The sequence below is a fragment of the Microcoleus sp. FACHB-SPT15 genome (genome assembly GCF_014849525.1).
In the GTDB taxonomy this organism is placed as follows: domain Bacteria; phylum Cyanobacteriota; class Cyanobacteriia; order Cyanobacteriales; family Coleofasciculaceae; genus Symplocastrum; species Symplocastrum torsivum.
Genome location: NZ_JACJNU010000052.1, coordinates 1 through 14,881 on the forward strand (window position 1 = coordinate 1; position 14,881 = coordinate 14,881).

Sequence of the window (14,881 nt, forward strand, 5' to 3'; positions counted from 1 at the left end):
TCTTGCCAAATGTTTCAGGATTTGTAACTCTACATCCATTGCCCTACCTACAATGCACGAGGTTTACAGTATTTATTTCTTCATTCTAATTCTCGGAGAGTGACAGAAGAGGGTTAGTGCCTGAGAAGGTAAAGGTGATTTGCAGTATCTGAGGGGTCATCAAAGGTTTCCTCTAGGGAATGCGGTTGTATAAATTGCTCCTTAAGCAGAGTCGAAGCGAACCGAGAAATCATAAATTGTTTCCTAACGACTCCACTTTGCTTGGGGCGATCGTAGGTTGCCAATAACGATCGCTCTCTAAACAAGAGAGGGCGATCGCATCCGGGATTGTAATCGTGATTCAATCGTTTGTATTGCTTCTGCCATCATGGTTTCCACGATCTGTGCCGCAGGCAAGAGTTCTGTGATGTTGCCACTACTTTCTCCGGCAGTCAATGCCATCTCTTCAAAATCTCCCGATGTTTCGGGAGTGGGAAGCATGACCGAAAACTTAGGTAGGGGAATCGTTTGTCCTCCCAGAATGGTGGTACCAATTGTTTCTTGTGAGAAGTGCGAGAAATCTACGTTCTCCTCTTTTCCAATCCATTGATTGACAACTCGATTGCGAATCACGCGCATCATATGTCGCCATTCAGTGCCAAATAGGGTGGTTCGCACCGTATCTCCCACCGATGCCTTTAATACTCTGGTTTTGTAGTCTGAATGGGCATTTGCTTCTATGCTGGCGAGAAATCGGGTACCACACCAAACTGCTTCGGCTCCAAGAGCGATCGCTGCGACCAGGCTTTTCCCGTCAATAATGCCTCCAGCCGCAATCACCGGAAGAGGTGCAACAGCTTTGCTGATGGCTGGAAGCAGGGCGAAGGTGCTGGCTTCGGCTTTATTGCTTCCGCCACCTTCCTGTCCCTGAGCAATGATCGCATTTACTCCCAGTTCCTTTGCCTGGACTGCTTCAGCGATCGCTCCCGCTTCCATCCAAACCTGGATACCACTGGCTTGCAGGCGTTCCACCCAGGCTCTTTGGGGCAACGACCAGAAAAAAACGACAACGGACACGGATTCAGCAATACAAACCTCGATATGTTCGTCTGTGACAAAATCGGTTACGAAGTCTACCCCAAACGGTTTGTTGGTCAGTTGGCGGGTTTGTTGAACCATTTGACGCAACCCTTCTGGCGGAAGCATTGCAGCACCCAACGTTCCCATGCCACCCGCATTGCTGACAGCGGCAGCCAAGGGGGGATGGGCGACAAATGCCATACCCGCTGAAATGATGGGGGCAGTGAGTCCCAATTGTTGCGTGAGTTGAGTAGTCAGCATTGTCAGTCTCCAATTATTGTACTTATTAGCTTTCTTGATCAGTCCTCATCCCCAACTGCTTGCTCTTGCTCAATGGAGGAGAGGGATACCGCCAGTTCCGGCTCAGTAGGAGGATTCAGTCGAGTACGTTGGCGCAGATATTCTCCGCTCAGGGGCGGAGAAACAGGTTTCATGAAGTGGGAAACGGTGTAATAGCGATGGGTTTGTCCAGTGGTTCGTTGTTCGCGCCAGGTTTCTCCAGCCACTTTCTTGCGAAGCTTGATCAACGCATCAATCACCGCTTCAGGACGGGGAGGACAACCGGGAATGTAGACATCAACAGGAATCAACTTATCGACACTGCGAACGGCAGTGGGTGAGTCAGCACTGAACAACCCCCCGGTAATGGTGCAGGCTCCCATCGCGATTACGTATTTGGGTTCGGGGATTTGCTCATAAAGCCGCACCAGGGCTGGAGCATACTTCATGGTGATGGTTCCGGCAGTAATCATCAGGTCAGCCTGACGGGGTGTGGCGCGGGGAATTGCGCCAAAACGCTCCAGATCAAAGCGAGGTCCGTAACCTGCCATGAATTCCATAAAGCAACACGCCGTACCAAACATCAAGGGGTAAAGGGCCGAGAGCCGAGACCAGTTGTAGAGGTCATCAAGGGTAGTGAGAATCACGTTCTCGGAGAGTTCCTGACTCACTGGAGGGGCGCTGACTGGAGCGGTGATCGCACCCGATTGTGAATCCGATACATTGACAAGATTAGACATGAGAGAACCTCCTGGGTTCATTCAAGATTTCAGTGTGATCGCTAATAGAGCCAACTGTGATAGTCGGGGGTAGCTGTTTTCATGTCTTCGTAGAGCCATACCATGCGATCAAAGAACCAGAGTTTACCGATGTAAATCAATACTGTTCCCATAATCGTGATGGTGAGTTCGAGGGTGTAGAGTCCCCAAATTACCATCACCATGCCGATCGCAGAGAACACGGTTAAAAACTGGGGTACGTGGCGATGGTGAGAGGGAATGGGGACTTGTTGACGGTTGATCCAGACTCGTTCGCCAAACACGCCTTTTGAAACCCAGTTATGGGTGGACTTAGGGACAGGGAAAATACGAGCATTCAGCCACATCCAAAAGAGGGCGATCGCCACCAGTACTAGTGCCCCCCAACCTAACCAGACTCGGCTCCACGCTGCCAGAAATAAGAGTGGCAGCACTGAGAGCCTCGTCCAGAAACACCAGGGGTTGGCATGGCGCTTCCAGGTTGCGTCATCCATGCTGAAAGACTGTGCGATGAGTTGAGCAAACATGGTGGAATTCCTGCATCGTTCATCATTTAATCTCACAGTAGTCAGGATGCTAGGAATTGTCGTTACGGATTATCTATGGAAATGGCGATCGCCTAACCTATGGAAATCTATGCTGAAAAGTGGTGAAACTCCCTTGTTTTCGATATTCTGGTAACAGTTTCCAGCCCTTCACTAGCGACCCGTAGCGATGAGTTTGGACGAAGCGCTCGCTATTATTAACCGTGCGATGCAGTCCCGGTTGGGGCGGCAGATGAGCGATATTGAAACGATGATTTTAGCAGGGGCATGGCAAGGCAAAACCTATACCCAGATTGCGGATGAGGCGGGGTATTCGGTTAACTATCTCACAACAGATATAGGTCCTAAATTCTGGAAAACATTAAGTCAGGCACTTGAAGAATCGGTAACGAAGAAAAATTTCAAAGCGGCAATTCAACGTTGCCAGAGCCGGCTTGTTCAGAATGAGAATAGCGCAATAATGGTTCAATCTCTGCTGTCGTCGGATTCCCAATCGATTATCCCGTCCAATATTGTTACGGACTGGGGCGAAGCACCGGATGTCAGTCAGTTTTATGGACGAGAAGACGAAAAGAATATTCTCCAGCAGTGGATCGAGAGAGAAAGATGTCGCTTGATTACAGTGTTAGGAATGGGTGGCATTGGCAAAACTTCACTCTCCGTCAAGGTGGCAAAGGCTCTGGTGCAGTATGGGAATGAGTTTGAATTGGTAATGTGGCGATCGCTCCGCAATGCACCTCCCCTATCGCTAATTCTCGAAGATCTGGTTTTCCTGTTGTCCGATCAACAGAGTTCTAAAGTAGATGTATTGCAGGTATTATCGTGGTTGCGACGGCGGCGTTGTCTGATCATTCTCGATAATGTTGAAACTATTTTGAAGGCAGGCGACTACGCTGGATATTATCGCAACGGATACGACGAATATGGGCAGTTCTTCAACCTGATGGGTGGAACTCAACACCAGAGTTGCCTGATGCTCACCAGTCGAGAGAAACCGGGTGAACTGGCGGCAATGGAGGGACGGGATGGAGCAGTGCGATCGCTGCAATTGAGCGGTTCGGCAGACGTGGCTCGTTTTCTGATCCAGATGAAGGAGTTAACGGGAACGGTAGAACAACAGCAAATATTGTGCGATCGCTACAGCTACAATCCATTAGCATTAAAGATTGTTGCCACGACGATTCAGGATGTGTTTGGTGGAGAAATTGCGGCGTTTCTGACTCAAGATACGATTATCTTCAATAGCATTCGTCGCCTATTGGATGAGCAGTTTGCGCGGCTCAGCGAGATAGAACAGTGCATCATGAATTGGCTGGCGATTAATCGAGAATGGACAACGATCGCCGATCTCGAAGCAGATCTGATTCCCACCGTTCCCCGCCGTCAGTTAATTGAAGCGTTGGAGTCGTTAAAATGGCGCGGCATCATCGAGAGTCAGTTAACCGATCCTCAATTAGCAGCTTACACTCAGCAGCCCGTGGTCATGGACTATGTCAGCGATCGCCTGGTTGAGCAAATGAGTCAAGAACTGGTGAGCGTCAGCTTGGATGCGGTCAACCGCTATCCGATGCTGAAAACGACGGTGGAAGACTACATCAGCTCCAGTCAGCTTGAACTAATCCTGACACCGATTGCCGAGGTGTTTCGCAAACAGTTTCCTGCTCAACCTGCAATCCAGCAGCAACTATCCCATCTGCTCGATACCATTCGCCAAGCTCCTTCCCTGCAAGCGGGATACAGCACCGGAAATGTGATCAATCTTTGCGCTTATTTGCCGCAAGATCTATTTAATTGCGATTTCTCTGGTTTGACGATTCGCCATGCAGATCTGTGCCGAACGACTCTGCCAGGAGTGGATTTCTCGCTGGCTCATTTCATGCAAACACGCTTCAAGCAAACCTTTGGCAGTCTGTTTACCGGAACCTTTAGCCATGATGGACAACACCTGCTGGTAGGTGACAGTGTGGGCGATCTGCGCGTGTGGAGTGTACCCGATTTGCATCCGATCGTGACCATCCCGGCACATCATAGCTTTATCTGGGCGATCGCGCTCAGCGCCAACGGACAGTACGTTGCCACCAGTAGCGAAGATGGAACGGTGAACATTTGGGAGAGTGCCACTGGACAGCGGTTAAACACAATCACAGTGGGTAACGGTGCTGTGCAGGCGATCGCTTGGAATTCTCATAATGTACTGGCATCTGGCTGTAATGATTTTGCCGTGAAGCTCTGGCATCCGATGACGGGAGAATGCCTGCAAACTCTAGAAGGGCATCAAAACACTGTCAATACTCTCAGTTGGAATGCGGCGGGCGATTGCCTCGCCAGTGCCGGAAATGATGGCTGGATCAAGATTTGGGATATCTCCACAGGAAGCTGTGACCACACCTTGACCGATGATCGGACTCCAATTCGTTGTTTAGCATGGCATCCGACCCAGCGCTTGCTGGCAAGCAGCAACGAATGTGGCGAAATCACAATTCTCAATGGACAAACTGGAGCCTGTGAACGCACCCTGCGAGGGCATACAAGTCCTGTGTGGTCAGTAGCCTGGAACCAGACTGGAACCCAACTGGTGAGTAGTTCCCACGATGGTACGGTGCGCCTCTGGAATGCCCAAACCGGAAGCTGTCTGCGGATCTTTAGAGGTCACCTCAACTGGGTCTGGTTTGCGACGTTTCATCCCACCCAACCCCTGCTTGCTAGTGGCGGACATGACGGCACGTTGCGGCTCTGGGCAATCCAGACGGGACGTTGCCTGAAAACACTGACGGGACACCAATCCACGATGCGATCGCTGGCATGGCATCCCAACGGGAACCTGCTGGCAGCGGGTTGCGACGATACGTTGATTCGCCTCTGGACTCCCCAGGCAGTGTCCCAGTTCCAGTCCTTGTCAGGACACACTAATGCGATCGCCGATCTGGTCTGGAGTCCAAATGGGGACAGGCTTGCCAGTGCTTCCCATGACTACACAGTGCGAATTTGGGATGGAACGTCAGGACGGTGTTTGCAAACGCTGCAAGGGCATACCAGCTGGGTCTGGTCAGTGGCGTGGCATCCCACCCAGACCTGTCTGGCAAGCAGCAGCGTGGATCAAACCATCAAACTCTGGAATCCGGATACGGGAATGCTCTTGCAAACCCTTGAGGATCACACCAGCTGGGTCTTGTCGGTTGCCTGGAATCCAGCGGGAACCGTTCTGGCAAGTAGTAGCGCAGATGCCACCCTTCGCCTGTGGGATATCGCCTCTGGGCACTGTCTCCAGGTTATTCCAGCACACCAACACTGGATTCAGGCGATCGCCTGGAGTCCTGATGGCACAAGACTGGCAAGCGCCAGCTATGACCATACGGCACGCCTCTGGACAGGAAACGACCTGACCCGCCTTCACGTTCTCACTCACCCGGATGTGGTTTATGCGATCGCCTGGAGTCCTGACCAGCGCTACATAGCAACCGCTTGCTATGACGCGATCGTGCGGTTGTGGTGTCCTCAAACGGGAAACTGTTTAAGGAAATTTCAGGGACACAGCCACCAGATCAACGACTTGGACTTCTCTCCCGATGGTGACTACCTCGTTAGCAGCAGTGAGGATGGAACGGCTCGACTATGGCAGGTGGCTACCGGAGAATGCGCCCAGATCTGGCGGAGCGATCGCCCCTACGAAGGCATGAATATCTCTGGAGTCACCGGGATTACCGACGCGCAACGAGCAACCTTGAAAGCATTGGGAGCGATCGAGCTGTAGTTATACGGCACCTGAACCTCACGCGATCGCTGGAAGCACTTTCTCCCCAAACACCTCAATGAACTGCTCCTGCTCTAAGTTCACGTTATGCAGGACAAGTTCCTGAAATCCGAGTTCTATATCCTTCTGTAGCCACTCGATGTGTTGCTGGGGATCAGCAGAAATCCGCACACCGTTGTCCATGTCCTCTGGTCTGACAAACTGTGCGGCGGCATCAAACTGCTTAGGCGTCCAGAGTTCCGCCAGCGCAACACCCCTGAAAATGTTGGTACGCCACTGCTCGTATGCTCCTTGTCGTGCCTCTGCATCATTGCGTGCGTAGGAGAGTTGCACCTTGAGATACATCGGCTTACCTTCTCCCCCGCCTCGATAAAACGCTTCTACCACCTTCTTCAGTTCTTCAGGAGGGCGGGAGATGGTGTACAGCCCATCAGCCCAAGACCCCAGCCACTCGGCTGTTTCGGCAGTGACAGCGCCTCCAATCACCCGCAGGGGAATCTCAGGTCGAGTGTAGAGCTTTGCTTCCTCAACGCGCACCCGCCCGTAGTGGGTAACTGTTTCTCCAGCCCACAGAGCGCGAATAATATCAACACACTCCTTGAGGCGAGCATTCCGTTCAGACTTAGGAGGCCAGTGTTCTCCAGTAATTCGCTCATTAAGTGCCTCGCCACTTGCCAGTGACAACCAGAAGCGATCAGGAAACATTTCTGCCAGCGTTGCCGCCGCTTGAGCAACAATGGCAGGGTGATACCGTTGCCCCGGAGCGCAAATGACGCCGAAGGGAAGAGATGTTGCCTGCATCGCTGCGCCTAGCCATGCCCAAGAGAAGCCGCTTTCCCCTTGGCGATCGCTCCAGGGGTGGAAGTGGTCAGAGGATGAGCCAGCCGTGAACCCAGCCTGTTCAGCCATTTGAACGTATTTCAAAAGAGCGCTCGGCTTGAACTGCTCGTGGGAAGCGTGATATGCCATCTTTACCATAATGATTCCTTTGCCTGTGATGTCATACTAAATTAGTGATGCTTAACGTATCTCAACAAGTTGTTGGCGGGAGTAAGGGGCGTGTTCAAGAAACTGCGAGGTAGCTTTCTGTTAGGGATTGGCTATATGCTATCTCCACTCTCGTGGTGGAACGACTTATTCTTTAATTTGCCAATTGCCCTGCTGTTTGGCTATCTCGTCAGTTGGATAAAACCAGACTGGTTTTTGCCGTTTACGATTATTGGCTATTGGCTCTCCAATGTATTAGGGATTGTAATGATGCAGATGGGAGCAATGGATATGTTTCTGGGACAAGAGCAACGGAATCCGAAACGGGATTTGTTGATTGGGTTGGGTGGCTCAACACTTTACACTCTTGTAGTTGCAGCTCTTGCTTACTTTCATCTGCTGGAATTGCCTAGTTTCCTAACAAATCCCTGATTTTGAATTATTTAAAGTACACCGTCAGCTCGGAACCAGCGATACCCGTATGCCCCCAATGGGATAGAGAGCGAATTCCCGTCGAGCGGCTCGTACTGCTGGTCTCCAAGCAGCTCAATTAGGTGCTTGGAATTGAGGTTGCTCGACTTAAGGCTGACAGTACAAGGTTGCTTTGCCAGATTATGTACGGTGAGTACAGTGTCACCTTCCCACTCGCAACAGTGGGCAAATACACTTGGCTCATCGGTTTCCAGAATGCACCACTTCCCCCGACCCAACTCCGGGCATTGCTGGCGTATGCGAATCAGCCGTTCTATCCAGTTGAGCAATGAGTTCGGGTCACGCTGCTCGGTAGTGGCATTGATCTGCTGATACCCGTACTCCCCTTCTGAAATTACGGGTCGTGTGAGTGCATCTTGAGGCGCTGTGGAGAAGCCTCCATTCTGAGTATTTGACCATTGCATAGGCGTGCGGACGCTGGTACGCCCTTCAAGGGAGAGATTGTCGCCCATACCAATCTCATCGCCATAGCGCAGCAGGGGTGTACCGGGCAAGCTAAATAGCAGACTATACGCCAGTTCTAGGTGGTGGCGATCGCCTCCGAGCATCGGTGGCAGACGACGGCGGATGCCATGTCCGTAAATTTGCATCGTCTCATCGGGTGCAAAAGCGGCGAAAATCTCTTTTTGTTCGTCCTTCGTGAGCTGATTGAGATTGAGTTCGTCGTGGTGACGCAGAAAGTTCAGCCACTGACCTGTAGATGGGGTGTCCGGTATTGTTTTCAATGCCTCAATGATGGGGGCTGCCTGCTCCCTAGCCAGTGCGAGGAACATATACTGGTTCAACAAAAAGTTGAATAGCATATTCATCCTGTCCCCATCTCCAAAATATACGGGGATTTTGTCTGGCTCGACGTTCGCCTCTGCTAGCAACACGCCTTCGCCACTTCGTTCCCAAACAAACTCTCGCATCTGGGACAGGAGGTTGTGGAGTTCCCCATGCTCCGCATCCTCAATACCGAGCGGCTCGATTAAGTAGGGGGCAGCGTCTATGCGAAAGCCAGATACACCAAGCTCCAGCCAGAAGCCCATAATCTTGCGAATCTCCTCACACACCTCTGGATTGGCAGTATTTAAGTCCGGCTGTTCCTTATAGAATCGGTGCAAATAGTACGCGCCTGCTTGTTCGTCATATTCCCAGATACTCTCCTGCACACCGGGGAAGACAAGCTCAGCTTTGGGGTCTTTAGGGGGATTGTCCGACCACACGTAGTAGTTGCGATACTTCGAGTTTTTGTCAGAGCGGGCGGACTGGAACCACGGATGCTGAATGGAGGTGTGATTTACAACCAGATCGATGATGACACGAATGCCGCGATCGCGAGCCTGATGCATGAACTCCACAAAATCTCCCAGAGTTCCCAGACGCGGGTCAACGTTGTAATAGTCCATGACATCGTAGCCGTTATCCCGGTTTGGGGAGGGGTAGAACGGCAATAGCCACAGGCAGGTAACTCCCAACCCAGCCAGGTGATTCAGGCGTTTGGTAAGTCCGATAAAATCACCTATGCCATCGCCGTTGGCATCCATAAAAGTCTCCACATCTAGGGAGTAGATAATCGCGTCTTTATACCACAAATTTTTCATTGGATAATTAATTTAATTAACAATTTTAGAAAAGTTTAATTGGGTATTTATTACTCTACATTTCTTGGAATTGCTGTTTCTTTTTGCGCCTCACAACCCAGATACCAAATGCAACTATCAGAGCAACGAGTACAACCACGGAAGCAGGACCAAGGAACTTTTCTACTAATTTATAGTTTTGCCCTAGCAACAATCCCGCATAGGTTAATAAACCTACCCATAATGCAGTACCCAATGTTGAGTACAGCAGGAATGGTACTAAGTGCATTTTGTCAATTCCTGCGGGAACTGAAATCAGGGTGCGGACTCCTGGTACAAGGCGACAAAAGAACACCGCAATACCACCGTGTTTGTCGAACCACTGCTTAGATTTGTCAATATCCGTACCAGATAGCGTCAGCCACTTACCGTACTTATCAGCTAAATTCTTCAAGCGATCTTCGCCCAATTGTTTGCCTGCATAGTACCAAGGCAGTGCGCCCAGCACGGAACCCACTATCCCCGCCAAAATTACATAGACTACACTCAACTTGCCCTGCGTTACCGTGAACCCTGCCAGCGGCATGATAATCTCCGAAGGCACGGGGGGAAATATGTTTTCTACGAACATCAGCAGAGCAATTCCCAGATAGCCTAAAGAGTTGATGGTACTTGTAATCCAGTCGAGCATTGAGCGAATCCTTATAATTAGGGAATTGGAAAAGAGCAAAGATGAAAAACTAGCCTCTCGCCTCCCCTTCTTCTAATTGCTGGCGTAGGCAATAGTGGTGAGCAGTGCATTCTCAGATTGACGGGAATCGAGACGAGTGTGTTGAACAACAATCGGCACGTCCGACTCAAACACGCTGGCATAACCTGTATCGCGAGGAATCGGTTCGGGATCGGTGAGGTTGTTGAAGCGCATGTGAAGAGTACGCCGTGCAGGAACAGTCACTCGGTACGGTCCAACAGGTTCCTTGTCGCTAAAGTAGATCGTGATTTCAACATGGGCATCTTGGTCTGAAGTATTGAGCATACAGGCAGTTTCATGACTGGTAAATTGGGGTTCCGGCCCGTTACTCCAACTGGGTATATAACCTTCTGCAATCGCCCACCGCGTTTGTCCAATCGGCTTGTTCATAAGACACTTCCTTTAGGTTCAAAAAATGGCAAACTTTGTGATTTTTATGCAGCAAACTCTTTTAACAAGTAGAGAATTGCTATAGGTTTAGAAGAGCTTTAAATGGTAATTGGGGAGGAGGCAGAGACGACTATCAATTACCAATGATACTTACTCACCAACACTTAGCTGCGAGAGGGCGATATGCTTGCACATACTTTCGACAGCTAGAGTTAGCGATCGCATCAGCTCAGAATCCTCTCTATAGTCAGCCTCAGCTAGATTAGCGACGCGCTGACTGGCGCTCAGCTTGACTTCGCGGTTCCACTCCTGAACTGTACTCCCTTTGTAGACACCAATTGCCACTCCATTCTCTTCATTCATTAGAGAAAAGCAAGGGATATCCGAGGCTCCATCCCCAACATAAATAACCTGGGTGAGGGGAACATGCAGTTCGTCCGGGGAGACATCTCGATAGACAAACATCTGTCCGTCTTGATTTGTATTATCGATTCCCTTGGCGAGTTGGAAGAGATAGCGCGTCTTTTCAGTGTGGCTAACCAGTTGTTTCACAAACTCAATTTCACCCTCTTCGTTGTAGCTGAATTCACATCCCCACATGGCGGTAAATTCAGGGGCGATGCAAGTATGGCGAGCGATTTCTACCATACCGCAGGTAATCAGGTAGAACTCAACCTCGATATCTGGGACGATGGCTTTAGCACTCTGTCGCAACCGCTTAAACATTTCAGGCACGCCATCAAAGGGGGCTAATTCCCGACCAAATTTGGCAATGTAGTCTTTCGTAATCTTGTCCTTATCGCGTCGCTTCGATTCCTGAATCAGGCTGTAAAATCGGGCAAGAATCGGTTCCCAACCGTTGTCGATCAAAGGCTGAATCCGTTCTTTGCGAAATGCTTGGGAATCGATATCGCAACTCTCAAGCAGGCTATCCACCGTATCCGGTACGAGTGTGTCGTCAAAGTCAAATGCTAGGGCAATGCGGTTAGAGACTGGTTTCGTTGCTTTGGTCATAAAAACCTCCTTAAATATTCCTTCGTGGGTAGGCGTTTTGCTATGGACTTAATACTGCATCAGTCCAACTTAGTGATGTTTTGCATGTTCGCGTGAAATCAGGAGTACACCTGCCAACACGGCGGCAAAGCCTACAAGGTGAATCCACTTAAAGGATTCCCCTAACAACAAGTAGGACAAGACGAGCGCACTGACTGGCATCACTCCCATAAAGCCTGCTGCCGTGCTACCGGATACCTTGGCAACCCCCCTGTACCACAACACTGAACCCAGAGCGAGGACACCCGCTCCCCACCAGACAAGCGCGATCCAACTGGTAAAGCTGGTTTGTGCCAAGTCGAAGCTGGGCAGTTGATAGAGCGCAAACGGGAGAAACAAAATTACGGCGATTCCCGCAGCAAGGGCAGCAATCGTTACAGGACTGATATGGTTACTCGCCACTTTGCCCAACAAGGTATAACTGGCTTCACTACACACCGCACCGAAAATCAGCAGCATCCCCAGTAGCTGATTTCCACCGGAACCATCCAACTGTCCGCTTCCCAGGTTGAGAATCAGAACACCGAACACTGCCAAGCCAATTGCAGCACTCTTTCGCCAACCCAAGCGATCGCGCAGGAAAAAAAACGAGCCAAGGGCAGTAACGGCAGGTGTCGTACTCATGACAATGCTGCCAACTACCCCAGAGACTTGCTTCATCCCGTAGAGCATGAAGGCACTGAACAGAAACATCCCAATAACAGCAATTCCCAGGACAATCATCCAGTCTTTGCGCTCAAGCTGCTTGAGTTTCTCCCGCTCTTTGAATACAAAGGGCAAGAGGATTGCCGTAGCTACCACCATCCGCAATCCAGATGCTAAGAACACAGGAAAGGCATCCGTAACTAACTTGCTGGTGGGTGTGCCACTGCCAAAGAACGCCATACCCGCCGCAAGCTGTGCGTAGGTTGCTAAGTTTGTTTGCTGTTCACGATCGTCGTGGTTGTGATCGCTTGAGGCGGCTTTTTCAGTTTGCTTTGCCATTGCTCGTTAATTCTTGATCGTGGGTTTGCAGAATTTCTAAAAGCTGAATATCTACTTCCACCAGACAGGCATGACCACTATGGGGTAGAGTCACGACTTGAGCATTGGGTAGAATTCTCGCTAGGCGCTTTACCTCTGCAACAGAAGGCAAAAGTCGATCGCCTTTACTTGCAATTAGTAAGACGGGTTGAGTAAGTTGATGGAGTTGCATCTGGTCACTATCAAACTGTCTCATAAGAGATAGACGCTGATTAGCCGTTTTCTTAGGTGCAGCTCGAACGGATTTCAATAGTGCTTGACGGGCAGCAGGCTCTAATCGATTTAAAGGAGCTAAAACTGGTAAAGCTGTGAATGAAAAAATTTTATAAAACAGTTTAGGCACCCAAGGGAAAAGGATTGCTCCTAAAACCAGCCAAGGCACCCGATGAAATGAAGAAGCTGGGTTGATTAAAACAATTCGATTAAACAGTTGGGGAGCTATTAGTGCAACCTTAAGAGCGATGCAAGCCCCAAAGGATTCACCACATAAGTAAACTAATGGTCGAGGTGTCTTTTCTAGTTCGGCTTTAGTTAAAGCTACTACTTGAGATGACAGGACATCCCAATTTGTCAAATCATCGGGTGGAATCACAAAGCAGCGCACATCAAAAGCAGTTTCTAAACCTGCTGTTTGGATACGCATCAGATCCTTCCCCGTTTCGTCCATTCCTGGCAGAAACACAAACAACGGATAGCTTGGATTGGATGATAGGGGAGTCAGAAAGTAAGAATGGCTGTTAACTTCAGACATCTTTTTGTTTTAAGAGTTCTGATTAAAAATCGTTCCGTTAACCGCCAGAACCCATAACCCCCAGTAACTGTAGGAGATAGATCATTGCAAACACGGCGAAAAACAGTCCCGCGATCGCAGTGCCTGCCCATGTGAATTTTGACGGTTGCAAATCCTTGGGCAGCATTTGATGATTTAGGTAAAGTGTCAGCCCAGTAACAATCGGAATGTGGGCAGCTTCAATGCCTCCGGCTAACTGAAGTAAAGCAATGGGTTGACCAAAAAACAGGTAAATTCCAATGGGTAGAACAGCAAGTAATCCTACGATGTAAGCCTTCCGTAAAAACTTTTCGTTCGTCCAACGACCCTGCACGCCAAACCCTTGGCAAAGAATATTTGTCCCATCAGCAAACATCCGTCCAAAGCCGTCCTGAACTGACAGCGTAGTGCTACAAAAGGTAATAAAAACAATCGCAATCATAAACCAGAAACCAAAGGGTCCCCAAAGATTGCCAAGCAAACTACCTAAAGTTTCAGCCACCTGATTTTCTGTGGGTACTAGCCCTTGGGGATACAGCAACTCTCCACCGAGAATCAGGAAAGATAATGCGGCTAAGAGCGCACCGACTACAGCTAAAGTGTTGGATAAGGTCATTAGGCTAATCCAACCGCGCAAGCGATCGCGTTCTTCTTCGTTAATTTGATTGGGTTCGAGCGGCTGTTCTTGCTTGAGGGCAGCAGCACCATACCCTCTCGCGTCCACCCAGTAGGAATACCACATCAGCCCTGCTGCCCCTGCCAGCATAAACCCTAGCCAAGGCAAAATCTCCTGATATTGCACATCGGAGGGCATTTGCGGCAATAACCCTGCTCCCAGGTTCTTCAGGTTGGGAAAAACAAAGATGGCAGCAGCGACTACGGCAACTGTGCGGGCAATGCCGATATAGGAAGAAATCTTTTCCACCGTTTTGTATTGCCCCAGGAAAACGATCGCTGCCGTCACAGCAATGATGATCACCGTCCACAGTTGAACCGTTCCCCCCGTCATCAGAATCAGTGCAGTGGCAGCAGCACCTGAGAGTCCGGCAACAGTTGCGATCGCTACAACCACCTGCGGCACCAAAATCAGCCAGATTGCCCAGTTTTTGGGACCAGGAAGTCGCCTAAAACCTTCGAGTATCGTTGCCCCCGTGCAGACTGAGAAGCGTCCCACCTCGCGGTTGATAAACCATTTAAGGATGACAGCCGCAAGCAGCGCCCAGAGGAGAGAGTAGCCGTAGAGGGCGGCGATTCGAGGCGTAAACAGCAACTCCCCAGAACCAGCGGCAGAGAGCATCCACAAAAAGCTCGGTCCCAACCACTTTAAGCGCTTCCACCCCTGCGGTGGCTTTGGTACTTCTTCAGGCTTGTCCTCGTACTGCTTTGCAGTTGTCTGCGCTGACGAATTGTACTCGTTCCTACTGCTCATCTTTGTGCTACCTCCTTACTGGAATCTGGA

The 14,881-nt window shown here is 50.1% G+C and carries 14 protein-coding genes; 3 read left to right on the forward strand and 11 right to left on the reverse strand.

What is annotated here, in order from left to right; all coding sequences use genetic code 11:
* Positions 1-297: 297 nt before the first annotated feature.
* From H6F98_RS18865 to H6F98_RS18875, 3 genes are read right to left on the reverse strand one after another with little or no spacing between them, the layout of a single operon-like run.
* Positions 298-1,320 carry a nitronate monooxygenase family protein gene (locus H6F98_RS18865; RefSeq protein ID WP_192220242.1) on the reverse strand — a complete coding sequence of 341 codons (1,023 nt, stop codon included), beginning with the start codon at positions 1,318-1,320 and terminating at the stop codon, positions 298-300.
* A 38-nt stretch (positions 1,321-1,358) separates the two neighbouring features.
* Entirely contained in the window at positions 1,359-2,078 is a 720-nt protein-coding gene (gene nuoB, locus H6F98_RS18870) for an NADH-quinone oxidoreductase subunit NuoB (RefSeq protein ID WP_277927597.1), read from the reverse strand.
* 41 nt (positions 2,079-2,119) lie between these two features.
* A complete protein-coding gene (locus tag H6F98_RS18875) occupies positions 2,120-2,623 on the reverse strand; it encodes a DUF6653 family protein (protein WP_192220244.1) in 504 nt (167 codons plus the stop codon).
* Here H6F98_RS18875 and H6F98_RS18880 point away from each other — a divergent pair.
* Complete coding sequence (locus H6F98_RS18880) at positions 2,622-2,777, forward strand: hypothetical protein (protein WP_192220245.1); 156 nt, start codon at positions 2,622-2,624, stop codon at positions 2,775-2,777. The genes H6F98_RS18875 and H6F98_RS18880 overlap by 2 nt on opposite strands.
* 33 nt (positions 2,778-2,810) lie before the next feature.
* Positions 2,811-6,392 (forward strand): NB-ARC domain-containing protein, encoded by a 3,582-nt coding sequence (locus H6F98_RS18885; protein WP_192220246.1) that lies wholly within the window; start codon positions 2,811-2,813, stop codon positions 6,390-6,392.
* A gap of 18 nt (positions 6,393-6,410) precedes the next feature.
* Here H6F98_RS18885 and H6F98_RS18890 read toward each other — a convergent pair whose 3' ends face one another.
* Complete coding sequence (locus H6F98_RS18890; protein ID WP_192220247.1) at positions 6,411-7,370, reverse strand: TIGR03885 family FMN-dependent LLM class oxidoreductase; 960 nt, start codon at positions 7,368-7,370, stop codon at positions 6,411-6,413.
* Positions 7,371-7,451: 81 nt separating this feature from the next.
* Here H6F98_RS18890 and H6F98_RS18895 point away from each other — a divergent pair, with 81 nt between their 5' ends.
* Positions 7,452-7,811, forward strand: coding sequence for a hypothetical protein (locus H6F98_RS18895; protein WP_192220248.1), 360 nt, complete (start codon positions 7,452-7,454; stop codon positions 7,809-7,811).
* 11 nt (positions 7,812-7,822) lie between these two features.
* Here the strand turns inward: H6F98_RS18895 and H6F98_RS18900 are convergent, their stop codons facing one another.
* From H6F98_RS18900 to H6F98_RS18930, 7 genes are all read right to left on the reverse strand, one after another.
* Entirely contained in the window at positions 7,823-9,457 is a 1,635-nt protein-coding gene (locus H6F98_RS18900) for an alpha-amylase family protein (RefSeq protein WP_192220249.1), read from the reverse strand.
* 55 nt (positions 9,458-9,512) lie between these two features.
* Complete coding sequence (locus H6F98_RS18905; protein ID WP_192220250.1) at positions 9,513-10,127, reverse strand: DedA family protein; 615 nt, start codon at positions 10,125-10,127, stop codon at positions 9,513-9,515.
* Positions 10,128-10,199: 72 nt separating this feature from the next.
* Positions 10,200-10,577 (reverse strand): sensory rhodopsin transducer, encoded by a 378-nt coding sequence (locus H6F98_RS18910; RefSeq protein WP_192220251.1) that lies wholly within the window; start codon positions 10,575-10,577, stop codon positions 10,200-10,202.
* 150 nt (positions 10,578-10,727) lie between these two features.
* Positions 10,728-11,591: an HAD family hydrolase gene (locus tag H6F98_RS18915; RefSeq protein ID WP_192220252.1), complete on the reverse strand. Its 864-nt coding sequence runs from the start codon at positions 11,589-11,591 to the stop codon at positions 10,728-10,730.
* A 69-nt stretch (positions 11,592-11,660) separates the two neighbouring features.
* The gene (locus H6F98_RS18920; RefSeq protein WP_192220253.1) at positions 11,661-12,614 is read right to left on the reverse strand and encodes a DMT family transporter; all 954 of its coding nucleotides are present in this window, start codon (positions 12,612-12,614) and stop codon (positions 11,661-11,663) included.
* Positions 12,598-13,404 carry an alpha/beta fold hydrolase gene (locus tag H6F98_RS18925; RefSeq protein ID WP_192220254.1) on the reverse strand — a complete coding sequence of 269 codons (807 nt, stop codon included), beginning with the start codon at positions 13,402-13,404 and terminating at the stop codon, positions 12,598-12,600. Before H6F98_RS18925 ends, H6F98_RS18920 begins: the two co-directional genes overlap by 17 nt.
* A gap of 37 nt (positions 13,405-13,441) precedes the next feature.
* Positions 13,442-14,851 carry an Nramp family divalent metal transporter gene (locus H6F98_RS18930; RefSeq protein ID WP_192220255.1) on the reverse strand — a complete coding sequence of 470 codons (1,410 nt, stop codon included), beginning with the start codon at positions 14,849-14,851 and terminating at the stop codon, positions 13,442-13,444.
* Between the last annotated feature and the right edge of the window lie 30 nt (positions 14,852-14,881).

Excerpts from the sequence above, each read along its gene's own strand:
- H6F98_RS18930 (WP_192220255.1), bottom strand. The coding sequence starts at position 14,851 with ATGAGCAGTAGGAACGAGTACAATTCGTCAGCGCAGACAACTGCAAAG.
- H6F98_RS18915 (WP_192220252.1), bottom strand. The coding sequence starts at position 11,591 with ATGACCAAAGCAACGAAACCAGTCTCTAACCGCATTGCCCTAGCATTT.
- H6F98_RS18900 (WP_192220249.1), bottom strand. The coding sequence starts at position 9,457 with ATGAAAAATTTGTGGTATAAAGACGCGATTATCTACTCCCTAGATGTG.
- H6F98_RS18910 (WP_192220251.1), bottom strand. The coding sequence starts at position 10,577 with ATGAACAAGCCGATTGGACAAACGCGGTGGGCGATTGCAGAAGGTTAT.
- nuoB (WP_277927597.1), bottom strand. The coding sequence starts at position 2,078 with ATGTCTAATCTTGTCAATGTATCGGATTCACAATCGGGTGCGATCACC.
- H6F98_RS18920 (WP_192220253.1), bottom strand. The coding sequence starts at position 12,614 with ATGGCAAAGCAAACTGAAAAAGCCGCCTCAAGCGATCACAACCACGAC.
- H6F98_RS18875 (WP_192220244.1), bottom strand. The coding sequence starts at position 2,623 with ATGTTTGCTCAACTCATCGCACAGTCTTTCAGCATGGATGACGCAACC.
- H6F98_RS18890 (WP_192220247.1), bottom strand. The coding sequence starts at position 7,370 with ATGGTAAAGATGGCATATCACGCTTCCCACGAGCAGTTCAAGCCGAGC.
- H6F98_RS18865 (WP_192220242.1), bottom strand. The coding sequence starts at position 1,320 with ATGCTGACTACTCAACTCACGCAACAATTGGGACTCACTGCCCCCATC.
- H6F98_RS18880 (WP_192220245.1), top strand. The coding sequence starts at position 2,622 with ATGGTGGAATTCCTGCATCGTTCATCATTTAATCTCACAGTAGTCAGG.
- H6F98_RS18905 (WP_192220250.1), bottom strand. The coding sequence starts at position 10,127 with ATGCTCGACTGGATTACAAGTACCATCAACTCTTTAGGCTATCTGGGA.
- H6F98_RS18925 (WP_192220254.1), bottom strand. The coding sequence starts at position 13,404 with ATGTCTGAAGTTAACAGCCATTCTTACTTTCTGACTCCCCTATCATCC.
- H6F98_RS18885 (WP_192220246.1), top strand. The coding sequence starts at position 2,811 with ATGAGTTTGGACGAAGCGCTCGCTATTATTAACCGTGCGATGCAGTCC.